The 16304-nt window shown below is 60.4% G+C and carries 8 protein-coding genes; 1 reads left to right on the top strand and 7 read right to left on the bottom strand.

All coding sequences use genetic code 11. The features are described from left to right. Positions 1-66: 66 nt before the first annotated feature. A complete protein-coding gene (locus LGH70_RS19815) occupies positions 67-1143 on the top strand; it encodes a hypothetical protein (RefSeq protein ID WP_226189332.1) in 1077 nt (358 codons plus the stop codon). A 140-nt stretch (positions 1144-1283) separates the two neighbouring features. On the opposite strand, the gene LGH70_RS19810 is transcribed toward LGH70_RS19815, so the two are convergent. The 7 genes from LGH70_RS19810 to LGH70_RS19780 all read right to left on the bottom strand — a co-directional run bounded on the left by LGH70_RS19810 (position 1284) and on the right by LGH70_RS19780 (position 16287). Next, complete coding sequence (locus tag LGH70_RS19810) at positions 1284-3968, bottom strand: glycosyl hydrolase 115 family protein (protein WP_226189330.1); 2685 nt, start codon at positions 3966-3968, stop codon at positions 1284-1286. Between the two features lie 281 nt (positions 3969-4249). Beyond that, the gene (locus LGH70_RS19805) at positions 4250-5341 is read right to left on the bottom strand and encodes an endo-1,4-beta-xylanase (RefSeq protein WP_226189329.1); all 1092 of its coding nucleotides are present in this window, start codon (positions 5339-5341) and stop codon (positions 4250-4252) included. 105 nt (positions 5342-5446) lie between these two features. Then, positions 5447-7003: an alpha-N-arabinofuranosidase gene (locus tag LGH70_RS19800; protein ID WP_226189328.1), complete on the bottom strand. Its 1557-nt coding sequence runs from the start codon at positions 7001-7003 to the stop codon at positions 5447-5449. Positions 7004-7100: 97 nt separating this feature from the next. Continuing rightward, entirely contained in the window at positions 7101-9944 is a 2844-nt protein-coding gene (locus LGH70_RS19795; protein ID WP_226189327.1) for a bifunctional transaldolase/phosoglucose isomerase, read from the bottom strand. 407 nt (positions 9945-10351) lie between these two features. Further along, positions 10352-11683 carry a xylose isomerase gene (gene xylA, locus LGH70_RS19790; RefSeq protein ID WP_226189324.1) on the bottom strand — a complete coding sequence of 444 codons (1332 nt, stop codon included), beginning with the start codon at positions 11681-11683 and terminating at the stop codon, positions 10352-10354. Further along, a complete protein-coding gene (locus tag LGH70_RS19785) occupies positions 11661-13184 on the bottom strand; it encodes a xylulokinase (RefSeq protein WP_226189322.1) in 1524 nt (507 codons plus the stop codon). Before LGH70_RS19785 ends, xylA begins: the two co-directional genes overlap by 23 nt. 394 nt (positions 13185-13578) lie before the next feature. Beyond that, on the bottom strand, positions 13579-16287 hold the full coding sequence (locus LGH70_RS19780; protein WP_226189319.1) for a glycoside hydrolase family 3 C-terminal domain-containing protein: 2709 nt from the start codon (positions 16285-16287) through the stop codon (positions 13579-13581). Positions 16288-16304 lie beyond the last annotated feature (17 nt).

The following is a 16304-nucleotide window of genomic DNA, read 5'->3' as shown; positions in this document are numbered from 1 at the left end:
TACTGTAGCCGGCGCGTATGGTTTTAGAGGCGACACTTGTTGTTGCCGGCTAAAACCCACTGCATCATGGCTACTGAACAAGATAACACGACGAATAACGACGATAAAAAGCACCAGGCTACCTCACCCGGCACCTCCAGCCAATCCCTGGCCGATTCGGAAATGAGCGTGGGCAAAGGCGCCCTGGATGCTGGACCTGAAGACGAGCAGGAAAACAAGGAAGCTGACCGTAACGCGGTGCGGCGGGGCGAGGCTCCGACGCAAGAAGCGCCGAAAGCCGATTGGGGCGGGCAGTTTGGCAACAGCGTCCAGCCCATTTACCATGATAACGACCGGCGCGAAAACCAGCTTAGCAGCCCCGGCCGCGGCGAGTTTGGCGCCCAGGGCCCCGGCGGTACGCAGGGTGGCTACGGCAATCAGTACCGCGCCGACGACGTGTACGGCGCCCAGCTCGGTTCCCAGCCGGTAAGCTCCGGCGGCTACGTGGGCGGCCGGCCCGAAAATAACACCGGCACCGACGAGTACAACCCCCAGGGCAGCACCTTCGGCCACGAGCCCGCCACGCCCCTGGCCGGCACCACCGTCGACCCGCACTACCGCAACGACAACGCCTCGCCCCAAGCGCCGGATTCGGGCTTCAGCGCCGACTACGGCCACTCTTCCTTAGCTGGTGGCCAGGGTTCGGGGCACGATGGGGGCAATGGGGAACAGCGCAACCAGAGTGCCGACTACGACTATATCCCTTCTCAGAACGATAAGCGCGACGAGCAGCCGGGCACCACCTACAATCCGCAGCCGACGGTGCACGGCCGCACCGGTGAGCTGAGCGGTGCCAACGAGCCCGGCCCCAACCAGGAAGCCGCCACGCCCACCGGCTCCGACTCGCGCACCGGCTACACCCGCACCGAAGGCGAGGCCAGCTACCAGGGTAACAGCGGTGAGGGAATCGGCTCGAAAGGCGGCTCCTACAACGACCCGAACACGCCGATGAACCCAGCAGCCGACGCCTCCTCCCCGACCAAGGACGACTACAGCCGCGACGTGCAGAACGACGCCCCCGTGCCGCCCCACGACAACGGCACCGACTATGGCACCATGCCCCGCCGCAACGCCGGCCGCGACAATGACGCCGACCGCAGCTAGAACGAGCTAGAGCAAGCTAGCCACAAATAAGTGGGGCGGTAAAGTACTGGTCGACCAGTGCTTTACCGCCCCACTTTTCGTTATGCAAAGGCCCTCAGGTGCAGCATGACAGTCGCAGAGAGCTACATTACACAGCCGTTCTACCGTTGGCCCACGCTGCCTTTAGCGTCCGCAGCTTTCGGCGCTACCGTGCTCGAAGGGCTTTCCGGCGGCCCAAGGTAGCTGGGCTTCACGCCGCCCAGGTCTACCACCAGCTTTTCGAGTACCACGCCGGGGTCTACGCGCCAGAACTTGAGTACGTGGGCGCCGGGCTTGCTTAGGGTGTGCTTGGAGGTTTTGATGAGGATGTTTTCGGCCACTGCCTTTTCCCAGGGCCGGTTGCCATTATCCGCCACCATACCGGTATGCAGGTTGATAATCTGCGGGGCTTCATCGTCGAACGACACGGCGTAGCGCAAACCCTGGCCGCCACTAAAATTCAGCGTAGGCGCCAGGTAAGCCTGCACCGTTACCGGACCGGTGCTGGTGAGCTGCACGCGGTACTCCAGGTGTGGCGAACTGGCCGTGGGGTCCTGGCCGGGCACCGTTGTGGGGAACGTGGAGACGCCGGAAAGCGTGCGGCCCAGGTCGGGAATAGTCTGCCACTTCACGGCGCTGCCATTTACAGCCTTGCTGTAGTGCTCGGCCTCGATGCTTACGTAGCCGTCGGCCTCTACGAATCCAGCGCCGGCGGCCGGTTTTGCGGGCGACTTTTGCACGGACGCGGCGGGGGCCGGCGTAGTAGCAGCACCCGGAGCCAGGGTCTGCACGGCGGGCATGGCGTTCTGCTCGGGCTGTTGCCAGTAGGTATAGCCAATGTGGGTCTGGTCCATCATGTGGTTCCACTTGCCCCCGGCCAGGGCGTGGTAGCGCTTCGTAATTTCGGCGTCTTTGGCGTACAGCGCCTTGGCTTTTTCGGCCAAGGCATTGGTAGTGGCCAGGCTGGCTTTGGCGGCCTCCCGGTTTTGCGCTACGGTGTAGTACAGCTCGTTCAGGTTGGCACAGGCCTGCACCGGGTGCAGCACCAGCTGGTAATAGGCGTCGCGGTACTCGGCGGGCAGCTGCTGGTTGATGGCTTCGGCTTGGGTTAGCAGCTGGTTGTAATCGGCCACCACGGTTTCCCATTCGCGGTAGTTGGTCAGGCTGTAGGTGTTGGCGTCGAGCAGCTCGGGCTTGCGGCGGGAGTTGTACTTGGCGTATTTGGCCAGAATATCGGCAATACCGGCCGCGTGCTTGGGGCCAAACTGCCGAGCGGCCCAGGCGCGCGAGTAGTCGTCCACCTGGTCGGCACTGATCCGGTCGGGGTTCCAAGCGTAGTCCAGAAAGAAGCTGATGGGAAATTCCATGGGCTTCAGGTCGCCCACGTTCACAATCCAGATCTGGTTGGCTCCGTACTCGTGGGCCAGGTGCATTTGCTCCCAGATGCGGGGCAGCGGGTTCGTATTGAGCCACTTGTAATTGCGCGGCCCGCCCACGTAGTCGAAGTGGTAGTAGATGCCGTAGCCGCCTTTGCGGGGCTTCTCCCCTGCCTTGGGCAGCTTACGGAGGTTGCCCCAGTTGTCGTCGCACAAGAGCAGGGTCACGTCGTCGGGCACGCGCATGCCTTTGTCGTAATAGTCCTGTACTTCCTTGTAGAGGGCCCAGAGCTGGGGCGTCTGTTCGGCGGGCTTGCCGGTTTCCTCGGCAATAATCTTGCGCTGGTCGGCCACGATTTTTTCGAGCAGGGTAATGTTGCTGCCCTCACTCATGGGCTCGTCGCCGTCGCCGCGCATGGCCAGCGTCACGATGCTTTCCTTGGAGCCCATGTTCTTGATGCCCTGCCGCCAGAAGTCCTGGAGCGTCTTTTCGTTGGTCTGATAGTTCCAGGGGCCGGAGCCGAAGCGCTTCCACTCCTGCTGCGACCGAACCATGGGCTCGTGGTGCGAGGTGCCCATCACGATGCCGTACTCATCGGCCAGCACCGGGCTCTGCTTGTCGTCGTCGTTGAAGGCATTGCCCCACATAGCGGGCCACAGGTAATTGCCCTTGAGCCGCAAAATCAGCTCAAACACGTGCACGTACATCTTCGAGTTAATACCGCCGAACTTTTCCTTGGCCCAACCCGACAACGCTGGCGCTTCGTCGTTAAGGAAAATACCGCGGTACTTCACCTGCGGGGTGCCCTGTGAATGGCGGCCGGGGGCTACGTACAATGCCGTTTGCGGCTTGGTCGGTACATCGGCCCACCAGTACCACGGCGACACCCCGATTTGCTGCGAGAGGTCGTAAATACCGTAGATAGTGCCGCGCTTGTCACTGCCGGCAATAACCAGGGCCCGCTCTACGCCCGGCATGGGCTTTTCTACTACCTGCAACACAAAGGTTTCCCACTTGCCCGCCACGCCGGATACATCCAGTTTTTTGGCCTTAACCAGCCCATCAATCAGCGCACTTTTGCCGATGGTGCCAATCAGCACGACCTCCTTGCCCGTGGGCGCTTTGTCGGTCGTGAAAGTGGGCGTCAGCTTAGTCACGCGGTTGATGTCGGCCTGCAAATCCTTGGCGGCGCGCAGCACGCCGGGCCAGTCGGTGTTGCTGGCAAACAGCGCCGCCGTTTTACCGGAAGCAGCCAATGGAAAGCCACTTTTGCCCTTTTCCGAAGATACGTAGATGTCTTCTTTCAGCGTCGATTTCGGAGCTTGGGCCCAGGCAACGGACGTTGAGAACAGCAGCACCAGCGTCAGCCGACCCAGCCAGGAGCGGCGGGCGGCGCAGGTGTGGGGTTGGGTGAAAGGCAGGGTTTTCATTGGAATCGGGTGGAAAAGGCGCGGCAGTCGGAAAGTATGAGGCAGGTGACTAAAGCTAGAAAACTAGTTCCCCTCCTTTTTTCAAGGAGGGGCTAGGGGTGGTTCAACCGTTGCACAGTTTTAGCGCTAGTCCCCTTCTCCATGTTGGAGAAGGGCTAAGGGTGAGGCGAACTAGAGCCAGAAGGTTGTTCAACGATTAGACCACCCCGCCCTCCGGGCACCCACACCGCTTGATGCGCGGAACTTGAAAAAAGGAGGGGGACTGGACTATCTTATTAGCTCTAAAACTTCACCACTTCCCAGTAGGCCTTTTTGGGCTTCTGGTTCTGGTCGAAGAGCAGCGGGTAGTTTTTGCGGCCGGCTACGGGGTAGGTGTCCAGCCAGGTGTACTTGTCGGAGATGTTCCAGAACGTGACGCCGGTCAGCACCTTTTTGTAGTCGCGGAACACTTTGAAGAACATCTTGTACTGCTCGGCCTGCTTCTGCTCCAGCTCGGGCGTGTAGGCATCCGACTCGCCGGGGCGCTTGGCACGCTTCTCCTTTTCCCAGGGGTAAATCGACACGTCAAGCTCGGTAATCTGCACCTTCAGGCCCAAGGACGAATACTGGTCCAGCGCCTGGCGCAGCTCGGCCTCAGTGGGTTCCTGCAACGACCAGTGGCCTTGTAGGCCGACAGCATCAATCGGCACTTTGGCGTCTTTCAGTTTCTTGAGCAGCTTGAAAATTCGTTCCCGCTTCTCGGGCCGCTCGGTGTTGTAATCGTTGTAGAACAGTACCGCTTTGGGGTCGGCCTCGTGGGCGTACTCGAAGGCTTTGGCAATGAAATCCTCCCCGCAGATCTGGTACCACTCCGAGTTGCGCAGAAACTCCTGGGGGTTGTCGGAAATGGCTTCGTTTACCACGTCCCAGGCGTAGATTTTGCCCTTGTAGCGCTTCACCACCGTGAAAATATGGTCGTGCAGGCGCTTGAGCAGCACTTCCTTGCTCACCTGCTTGCCGTTGGCGTCCTTGAAAAGCCACTTGGGTGTCTGCTCGTGCCAGAGCAGGTTGTGGCCCCGCACCCGCAGCTTGTTGTCCTGGGCAAACTGGACGATTTCGTCGGAATCCTTCCACTCGTAGCGGTTTTCTTCCGGATGAATCGGGCCCATTTTCATGGAATTTTCGGGCGTGATGCTGTTGAAGTGCTGCTTGATCAGCTCCCCTTCCGCGCCCTTCAGACCTGCCGGCGACACGGCCACGCCCATCAGGAAATAGTCCTTGTAATAGTCTTTCAGGCCCTTTTCGGGCGCTTTTTGCTGGCTGCTGAATACGGCAAGGCCCGTTAGCAAAAGGCCGGCGGCCGTGAGCTTGCGGAAGGTCGAGGTGGGTTTCATATAGGTTACGCGTATGTTTTTTCCGTCGGTCATCCTGAGCTTGCAAAGGACTTTCGCAAGCTCAGGATGACCGACGGTTTGAGGTTATGCTTTACCAGCTACTTTCTACTTCAGCTCCAGCACCACTACCGACTGCGGGGGCAGCTCCACGGCCAGGTTGCCGCCGCGCTTTTTGGCGCCCTTGAAGTCGGCCAGCTTCACCTTATTCGGATTGTCGAAGCTGTTGTAGTCGTTGACTTTCGCCGAGGTCAGGATGCGGCCCGACACGTTTTTCCAGGTTACGCCGGGCAAGGTCGTTTCTAGCTTCAGGGCCTTCTTGGTATCGAGGTTGACCAGGGAAATATGCACCGCGCCTTTGGCATCTTTCGAGGCCGAGGCATTCAGGGCCGGCAGCTTGTCCCCGTTCAGCGTGTACTCGGGGCTGGTAAATTGCAGGGGCAGGTATTGCGCGTCCTGGTGCACCTGATACAGGTCGAACACGTGGTAGGTGGGCGTGAGCAGCATCTTCTCCTTGTCGGTGAGAATCAGGGCCTGCAGCACGTTTACGGCCTGGGCGAGGTTGGCGCCGCGCACCCGGTCGCAGTGGTTGTTGAAGATGTTGAGCGTGGTGCCGGCCACCAGCGCGTCGCGCAGGGAGTTTTGCTGGTACAGAAAGCCGGGGTTAGTGCCAGGCTCCACGTCGGTCCACACGCCCCATTCGTCCACGAGCAAGGCCACCTTTTTGTCCTTGTCGTACTTGTCCATGATGGCCGCGTGCTTGGTCACCACGGCTTCCATCTTCAGGCAGTTCTTCATCGTGTTGAAGTACTGGGCCTCGTCGAAGCCGGTGGCCGGGCCCTTGCTGCCGGTCCAGCTGCCGGTAGGCAGGGTATACTGGTGCAAGGTCAGGCCCCACATCTGGTCGAGCGGAATCTTCTTCATGCACGTTTCAGTCCAGTTGGCGTCGTCGCCGTTGGCCCCGCTCACGATGCGCTTCAGCTTGGGGCTGCCCGGGTAGTTGTGGGCAAAAGTGGCGTAGCGCTTATACACGTCGGTATAGTAGTCGACGGTCATGTTGCCGCCGCAACCCCAGCTTTCGTTGCCGATACCCCACATGGTTACGCCATACGGCTCGGGGCGGCCATTTTGCCTGCGCTGCTGGGTCAGCGGGGTATCGGCGTTGGAGTTCAGGTACTCCATCCAGTTCGCCATTTCCTGCACCGTGCCGCTGCCCACGTTGGCCGCCAGATACGGCTCGGCGCCGAGCAGCTTGCAGAGTTCCAGAAATTCGTGGGTACCGAAGGAATTGTCTTCCACGGCGTCGCCCCACCAGGTGTTGATGGTGCGGGGGCGTTGGGCGGTGGGTCCTACCCCGTCGCGCCAGTGGTAGGCGTCGGCGTAGCAGCCACCGGGCCAGCGCAGGTTGGCCACTTTAACGTTGCGTAGGGCCTCCACGATATCCATGCGGATGCGGCCCTGCTTGGGCACGTTCAAGCCGGGGTCAACCCAGAAACCGTCGTAGACGCAACGGCCCAGGTGCTCGGCGAAATGCCCATAAATGTCTTTGCTGATTTGCAGCTTCGGGTCTCCGGGCTGCACGGTCAGGCTTACCGTTTGGGCAAAAGTCAGGTTAGCGGCCAGCGTAAAGCCAGCGGCCGCCACAAGGCGCTTTAAGTTTGACATCGAGAGGAAATAGGGAATTTTTCGATGGGGAAAGGTCAGAAAGCGCAAAAAACTACCGGGGCGGCCGGCCTCCCAACCAGCCGCCCCGGCAGCATTCTTACGCGGTAGTTGCGGTCAGCGGCGCCGACTGCAACGCACTCAGCACCGTGCGCAAACCCTGCTCGGCATTGTCGCCGAGGTGGATGCGCAGCGTGCGGCGGTTGTAGTCGTGCAGGGCCTGCAAGTCACCGGCGGCCTGGGCGTTTTTGAACGTCCCGAAGGTGTACGAACGGCCTGGCAGCGCGAGGTCCTGCGGGTGGTCGACGGTGAATTGCACGAACAAGCCCTTGTCGGGGCCGCCCTTGTGGTACTGGCCCGTGGAGTGCAAGAAGCGCGGTCCGTAACCCGAAGTGGTAGCCAAGTGCAGCTGCTCCTGTACCTGGGTGCGCAGCTCAGCCAGCCCTTTGTTCAGCTCCTCCGACTCAGTCAGGTAAGCCTGAATGTTAAGGAAGTCGCCGAGCTTAGCCTGGCCGAAGAAGTTCTGGATTACCTCGGCGGCCGAGTTACCCGATACGGCCGAGTAGAACGATACGCCGTTTTCCGTCACTTTCGGAGCGTCGCCCTGGGGCAGGCTGCCTTTTTCCTGCACCACCTTCATCAGGCTGTCGGTAGCGGTTTTGGCGGCCTGCACGTTGGGCTGGTCGAAGGGGTTGATTTCGAGCACGGCACTGGCCACGGCCGTAGCCACTTCCCAGCGGAAGAACTCGGCTCCGAGGTCCAGGGCATCGGTCATGCGCACCGAAATAACCGGGTGACCAGCAGCCTGCAGCGCGGCAATTTTGGCCGTATTATCAGCGTCAGCGTCGTTTTCGTAGCCCACGTACACGAACACGCGGTCCTGGCCGTACACTTCCGGCTCGCGGGCTGGCTCGCCGGCCACGGGCAGAATGCCTTTGCCTTCCTTGCCAGTGCTTTCGGCAATGAGCTGCTCCAGCCACAAGCCCAGATCAGCCAGAGAATCGGGCACAATCAGGGTAAGCTTGTCGCGGCCCTGCTGCGCCAATACGCCCAGCGCCACACCCAGCTCCAGCCCGGGATTCTGCTCTACCGAACCATACGCGCCGTTGGCCCGCATCATGCGAATAGCACGCTCCAGTATTTCGCCAATGGGCAAGCCGTACAAAGCGGCGGGCACCAGCCCGAAGTACGACAAAGCCGAGAAACGGCCGCCCACTTCGGCGAAGTTTAGGAAGATGCGGCGGTAGCCCTGCTCGGTGGCCGAAGTCACGAACTTGGAGCCCGGGTCGGTAATAGCCACGAAGTTCTCGCCAGCTTTGTCGCCTTTGATTTGCTTCAGCCGGTCGTAGAAATAGTCGCCGAAAGCCAGGGGCTCGGCCGTGGTGCCCGACTTGCTGGCCACGATAAACAGCGTCTCGGCCAGCGGCACCGATTCTTCAATCTGGCGCACCGTGCCGGGGTCCGTCGTGTCGAGTACCGACATGGGCAGGCCGTTCTCGCCCATCGGGAACGAGGATTTGAACACAATCGGCGCCATCGTGCTGCCGCCCATGCCCATTACCACCACGTGCTTGAAGCCCGCAGCTTTTACTTCGTTGACGAACTGCTCGATTTCGGGCACCGCGCCCACCATCGTTTCGGCCACGCGCAGCCAGCCCATAAACGAGCGGATGCTGTTCTGACCGTCCTCGTCCTGCACCCACAAGTCGGCTTTCTTGTCCCAGAAGCCGCGGGTGAAGTTCTTGGCGTTGAACTCCTGCACCTTGGCATCCACGGCGGCCTGGTACTGGCCCAGCTGCATGGTGGCTTCGGCTACGGTCGTGTCGAGCGAAGTCAGGCGTTTTTTCTCGATGGAGTCCATCAGCTTGCCGAAGGGCTCGTTGAATTTCTTGGCGCCGTCGACTTCCAGGAAGTTGGTTTGCTCTTCCAGGTTGATGCCCAGCTCGGGCAGGCGGCGCAGCACCTCGGCGGCTTTGTCGAGGCCGTCTTCGAGGCGATTGGCGGGTTTGCCTTTTTCGCGGAAGATGTCGAGGGTTTCCACCGGCACGGTATTCACTGTTTTGGGGCCGATGAGGTTCTCCACGTACTTCAGGTCGTCATACTTAGGGTTCTTGTTGCCGGTGCTGGCCCACAGCAGGCGCTGCGTATCGGCACCCTGGGCGGCCAAGGCTTCCCAGCGCGGACCGGCAAAAATCTCCTTGTAGATCTGGTAGGCTTGCTTGGCGCTGGCCAGGGCTACTTCACCCACCATTGATTGGGCCAGCTCGCCTTTCGCCCCACCTTCGGCGGCAATTTTCTCCAGCATCGGGTCAATCAGCACGTCGATGCGCGAGAGGAAGAAGCTGGCGACGGAGTCAATGTTCTTGATGGGCAGACCGGCTTTCACCCGGTCTTCGAGGCCGGCCAGGAAGGCTTCGGCCACGAGGCGGTAGCGCTCCAGACCAAAAATCAGGGTTACGTTGACGTTGATGCCTTCGGCAATGAGACGACGAATGGCGGGCAGGCCTTCCAGGGTGGCCGGCACCTTAATCATGACGTTGGGGCGGTTCACCGTTTTCCAGAAACGGATGCCTTCCTCAATTGTGCCTTCGGTGTCATTCACCAGTGCCGGCGACACTTCCAGGCTTACGTAACCGTCACTGGAATTATCGTGGCTGTCGTAGAGCGGACGGAACAGGTCGCAGGCGTGCTGCACGTCGGCCACGGCCAGGGCGGTGTAGATTTCGTCGGTGGTTTTGCCCTGCAGGGCCAGGCTGCGGATGGCCGCGTCGTAGTCGTCGGAGCCGCCAATGGCCTTCTCGAAAATGGCCGGGTTGGAAGTTACGCCGCGCAAAGCCTCATCGGTGATACGCCGCTGCAACTCACCGTTGATCAGGATCTTACGGCGGATAAAGTCCAGCCAGATGCTTTGGTCGAATTGACGGATGTCAACTAATGGATTCATAGGGTTTCAGTTAGAAGTCGTTCCAAAGATGAGGAAACTACTTCTTTGGGCTTTACCTCAGGCAGTTTATTTTGCTATAAAACCCTGATTTTCTACCAGATATTTTCCAGTAGAAAAGCAGGGGCCGCCGCAATTCAAGCCTTATTTCTGAATTAGAAGCGTTGAAAAGGAGGCGCAGTGAGGCGTGCCAGCCGGCAGTATCGTAGCTGCCAACGCAATGCGAAAAGCTCTCCCTCGATTCGCACTGCGCGCTGGTACGCCTCTTTTCTGCTTCCCTCTCCCACACTACCTGAAAGGCGGCACCGGGCCGGGCTTTCAGGAAAGCTGTTCCGTGAGCGAAAGTTCCGTTGGCCGGCCGGCGTTACAGCACCGGCGCGGCCAACGTTCCTCTCTCACCTTTTTAGTTTCTAGATGTACTGGTTGATGATGCTTTCCAGCCACTCCTGCTTGCCACTCTTCGGCGTAGGCTCACCCGTTTCGTGGGCAATCTTGCGCAGGTCTTCCAACGTCAGCTGACCTTTCTCGAAAGCGGCACCGGCACCGGAGTCGAATGAGGCATAGCGCTCCTGCCGGAACTTGCGGTAGGCCGACTTTTCCAGGATGGCATCGGCCGTTACCAGGGCGCGGGCGAAGGTGTCCATGCCGGCAATGTGGGCAATGAAGATGTCCTCCAAGTCGGTCGAGTTGCGGCGGGTTTTGGCGTCGAAGTTGATGCCGCCGTGCTTGAAACCACCGGCTTCGAGGATGATGAGCATCGACTCGGTCAGCTCGTTGAGGTTGTTGGGAAACTGGTCGGTGTCCCAGCCGTTCTGGTAGTCGCCACGGTTGGCGTCCATCGAGCCCAGCATGTTAGCATCAGCCGCCACTTGCAGCTCGTGCTCGAAGGTGTGACCAGCCAGGGTGGCGTGGTTTACTTCCAGGTTGAGCATGAAGTCGTTTTCCAGCCCATGCTGCTTCAGGAAACCAATTACCGTGGCCGCGTCGAAGTCGTACTGGTGCTTGGTGGGCTCGGCGGGCTTGGGCTCAATGAAGAACTTGCCGGTGAAACCCTGCTGGCGGGCGTAGTCGCGGGCCATGGTCAGGAAGCGGCCCATGTGCTCCTGCTCGCGCTTCATGTTGGTGTTGAGCAGGGTCATGTACCCCTCGCGGCCACCCCAGAACACGTAGTTTTCGCCGTTCAGGGCAATGGTGGCGTCAATGGCGTTTTTCACCTGGGTAGCGGCGTGGGCTACCACCTGAAAGTCGGGATTGGTGCTGGCCCCGTTCATGTAGCGCGGGTTCGAAAACACGTTGGCCGTGCCCCACAGCAGCTTCACGCCGGTAGCGGCCTGGTGCTCCTTGGCGTAGTCGACGATGGCCGCCAGGTTGCGCTCGTACTCGGCCAGCGAGTTGCCTTCGTCCACGAGGTCAATGTCGTGAAAGCAGTAGTAGGGCGTGCCGAGCTTGGTGAAGAACTCGAAGGCGGCGTCCATCTTGTCTTTGGCGCGGCCGATAATTTCGTGGTGCGAATCCCAGGCGAATTGCTTGGTGCCGGGGCCGAACGGGTCACCACCGGTGCCGGTGAAGGTATGCCAGTACGAAACCGCGAAGCGCAGGTGCTCCTTCATGGTTTTGCCAGCTACGATGCGGTTTTCGTCGTACCACTTGAAGGCCAACGGATTGTCCGATTCGCGTCCTTCGAAGCGAATGGTGTCGATGCCGGTGAAATACTCGGTTTTAGAAAGCGTGTTGGATGACATGCCGAGGGGTGGTTGGTAATGGTACGATTTGATTGAGAATGGCCTGCCAGCGGGTGTAGGCAGCCTGATATTGTTCCTGCAGCTGGGCCTGGGGCTCCAGCGTGAGGATGCGTTCCAGCCCGTTGAACGCCTCGGAAGTGCTGGCGTAGATGCCGGCCCCGACGCCCGCGCCACGGGCCGCGCCTTGGGCTGCATCGGTGTTGAACAGCTCCAGCTCCACGCCCGCACTATTCACGAAGGCTTCGCGGAAAATGGGGCTCAAAAACATGTTGGCGTTGCCGGCCCGCACTTTGCGCACCTGCACCCCGGATTCGCGCATGATGTCGACGCCGTAGTTCAGGGCGAAGACGATGCCTTCCTGGGCGGCGCGGGCCACGTGCACCCGGCCGTGCTGGTTGAAGTTGAGGCCGCGTAATTCGGCTTCGAGCTGGCGGTTTTCCAGAATTCGCTCGGCGCCGTTGCCGAAGGGCAGAAACGTGAGGCCCTCGGAGCCAATCGGGGCTTGCGCGGCCAGCTGGTTCATGTCCTCGTAGGGAATATCGCCCAGGACTTTGCGCAGCCAGCTGTTCAGAATCCCGGTGCCGTTCATACACATCAGCACGCCGTTCTTGGGCTGCTCCAGCGTGCTGTTTACGTGCACAAATGAATTGACCCGGGAACGGGAATCCGAGGTCATGGTTTCGTTGATGCCGTAGACCACGCCGCTGGTTCCGGCCGTAGCGGCTATTTCGCCGGCCTGCAGCACATTCAGCGAAAAGGCGTTGTTGGGCTGGTCGCCGGCCCGGTAGCTGATGGGCGTACCGGCCGTGAGGCCCAGCTCCCGCGCCGCTTCGGCGCTCAGGTGGCCCTGCACCGAGAAGGTGTCGACGACTTCGGGCAGCAGGGCAGAACTGATGCCATAATAGTCGAGCAACTCCTGGGCAATGGCCTGCTGCTTGAAATTCCAGAACACACCCTCCGACAAGCCCGACACGGTGGTCTGGAGTTGGCCCGTAAGCTTGAAAGCAATGTAGTCGCCGGGCAGCTGGATTTTGTGAATCCGCTCGTAGATGGCGGGCTCATTTTCGCGCACCCACTTCAGCTTGGAGGCCGTGAAGTTACCGGGCGAGTTGAGGAAGTTGCTCAGGCAATATTCCTGGCCCAGGTCTTGGAATGCCTGGTTGCCGTAATCCACGGCGCGGCTGTCGCACCAGATAATGGCGGGGCGCAGTACCTCACCGTCTTTGTCGACGAGCACGAGGCCGTGCATCTGGTAGGTAATGCCGATACCGGCAATCAGGGCCGTGTCGAAATCGTAGTCGGCGCGCAGCTGCAGGGTAGCATTTACGACTTCCTGCCACCACCGCTCGGGGCGCTGTTCGGCCCAGTCGGGCTGGAGCGCGGTTATTTCCATCTCCTTTTTCGGCGAGGTGACCGAAGCCACGCACCGGCCGGTGTCAATACTGAGCAACGACGCCTTGATGGACGAGCTGCCAATGTCGTAGCCGAGGAGGTATTTCATGGGGGTGAAAGATGGCGCGCACTACCTCTGAGAGGGTAGCATTGCCAGGTGGGGTTTTTGAAGAGAAAGTGCCAGGCGCTCATCCTTGCCGATGATGCCTGCAACGAGCGGTACTCAGAGCGGTGGCCGGCCGGTAGGCCTGACTTCTCTTCGAAGATAGTGGGCTCGGAGATAGGAAAGCCCATGTAAAAACCTTGTTTACAGGCCAATTTCGAAGATAAAATATCGAAACCGTTTCCGGAAACGGTTTCGATAGGTGAGCGCCCGAAAAATATTTTTCGGGAAATAATTACCGGATAATCATTGAATAGTGAAGAGGCTACCGATTGGTAGGACGAAAGCGCCGGAACTGATTTCTCTCCCCGGCCGAGAAAGGAAATCAATTCCGGCGTCTCTAGTCGAGGGCAACGCTGGTACCGGTCAGGGTAACGGCGGCCTGTAGCACTTTGCCCTTGCTTACGGCTTGGCTAACGGGCTGCCCGCCCCCGGCGAAAAGCTGAATAGTGCCGGGCTGCTCGGCCCGCCGGCCGTTGGCATCCAACCGCGACAGTTGCCGGGGCGTGAGCGTAAACTGCACGATCTTCTTCTCCCCTGCCTGCAACGGCACGCGCTGGAAGCCTTGCAGCGCGTGCAGCGCCACGCGGCCTTTCGCCCCGGTATGGCGCACATACAGCTGCACTACTTCGTCGCCGGCGCGCTTGCCGGTGTTCTGCACCTCCACCGATACGGTTACAGGAGTACCGGTTTGAGCCGTGGAAGCCACTTTCAGATTGCGGTAGCCGAAAGTGGTGTAGCTCAGGCCATGTCCGAACGGGTAGAGCGGCGTGCCGCTGAAGTAGCGGTAGGTGCGGCCGGCCATATCGTAGTTCTCGAAGGGCGGCAGCTGGCTTTCCGACCTATAGAACGTGACGGGCAGGCGGCCGGCCGGGTTGTAGTCGCCGAAAAGCACATCAGCCAGGGCCGTACCGGTGGCTTGCCCGCCGTACCAGCTATTGACGATGGCCGGCAGGTTCTGGGCTTCCCAGGGGCAGCCAATGGCGCTGCCGGTCATCATCACGAACACCACAGGCTTGCCCGTGCCGTGCAGCACCTTGAGCAGCTCGGTCTGCACTTTGGGCAGGGCAATGCTGGTTCGGTCGCCGCCGCTGAAACCTTCCACGTTCACCTTCATTTCCTCGCCTTCGAGGCGGGGCGAGATGCCACCCACGAACACCACGGCATCGGCGTCTTTCACCTGGGCCCGGATGTTCTGCGCATTCATCGGCACTACCCGTGCGCCGGTGAACTTGAGAATGGTCCGGCGGTCAGTCTGGAAATATTCGAGCCGCAGGTCCAGCTGTTGGCCGGCTTCCACCTGCATCGTGTGCTGCTGGGTCGATACGCCCCGGCCTTTCCAGTTGTCGAGCACCAGCTTGTCGTTCACAAACAGGCGGTAGCCGTCGTCGCCGGTAATCTGAAACGCCATCTGCTCCGACTTCGCCGGGGTGAACGTGGTGCGGTAGCGGGCCGATACATTTTCGGCCAGCAGGCCCGGCACGATTTCCTGCTTCACATTGGCCAGATACCGGTCGAGGCCGGCTTCCTGCACAGTGGCCACGGGCTGGCCTTCCAGCTCTGTACCCTTGAAGTACTCAGCCTTGAAGCCTGGCTTGCCTTCGTAGGCCAGGTTTTTATTCAGGTCGAGCGTCTCGTACACGATGTTGCTGGCATAATCAACACCCTGGATATAGGTGACCTGCGTGCCGGGGCCCACCTTGGCCCGGATGCCTTCCAAGGGCGTCACGTTGTTGGTCGGGAAGCCGTTGTAGTTGCCGAGCTGGGCGGTTTCGTTGTCGGCATTAGGACCCAGCACCACGATTTTCTTCAGGTTTTTGCGCAGCGGCAGCGTGTTCTTCTCGTTCTTGAGCAGCACCACCGACTCCTGGGCCATGCGCAGAGCGTGGGCCTGGTGCGGGGCACTTTCCACCACGCTCATCGGAATCTGGGCGTATTTCACCTGCTCCACGGGGTCGAACATGCCCAGCTGGAAGCGGATTTTATACAGCCGCTTCACCGATACGTCGATCTGCTGTTCGGTAATCAACCCGCGCTGCACCGATTCCAGCAGCGAGTTGTAGGTGAACAGCTTGCCGGTGGCGCATTCGAGGTCGGTGCCGTGCATCACGGCGTTGGCCGCGGCGGTAGCGGCATCGGGGTCGGTTTTGTGGTGCTGCCAGAAGTCGTTGATACCATCGCAGTCGGAGGTGACATAGCCCTTGAACTTCCACTTATCGTAGAGAATCTCGTTCATCAGCTTGTCGCTGCCGCAGCAGGGCTGGCTGGCGTAGGCGTTGTAGGCGCACATCACGCTGGCCACTTTGGCATCTACAATCAGGTCCCGAAAAGCCGGCAGATACGTGTCCCAGAGGTCGTAGTCGCCAATCTGGGCGTTGAACTCGTGGCGCGAGGGCTCGGGCCCGCTGTGCACGGCAAAGTGCTTGGCGCAGGCCGTAATCTTGAGATACTTCGGGTCGTCGCCCTGAAAGCCCTTCACCAGGGCCGCCCCTAGCTGGCCGGTCAGGTAGGGGTCTTCGCCGTAGGTTTCCTGTCCTCTACCCCACCGTGGGTCGCGGAAGATGTTGATGTTGGGCGTCCAGAAAGTAAGCCCCTGGTAGATTCCCCGCTCGCCGCGCCGGGCGTACTCATGGTGCACGGCCCGGGCTTCGTCGGAGGTGATGGTAGCCATGCGCAGCATGGCGTCGGTATTGAAGGTGGCAGCCATGCCGATGGCCTGCGGAAATACCGTCGTTTTCATGCTGGTGCGGGCCACGCCGTGCAGGGCCTCGTTCCACCAGTTGTAAGCCGGAATGCCGAGCCGGTCGATGGCCGGCGAGGCGTTCAGCATCTGCGACACTTTTTCGGGTAGTGTGAGGCGGCTCACCAGGTCATCCACGCGCTGGTCGATGGGCAGGCTGGGGTTTCGGAAAGGCAGATCGGCCGGATTAACGGCGGTGGCGGCTTCGGGCACTGCGGCCGGGGCGGCGGCCGTTGCGCTCGGCTGGCGCTGGCTTGAGGCGCAGCCCAGCAGCGTAGCCAGCCCCAGGGTGAGAAAGGTATTCTTCATGCATTGGGTGAGTTGAG

Source organism: Hymenobacter nitidus (genome assembly GCF_020447315.1).
GTDB classification, from domain to species: domain Bacteria; phylum Bacteroidota; class Bacteroidia; order Cytophagales; family Hymenobacteraceae; genus Hymenobacter; species Hymenobacter nitidus.
The sequence above is the reverse complement of the archived record's forward strand: the minus strand, read 5'-3'. Positions and strand labels throughout refer to the sequence as shown.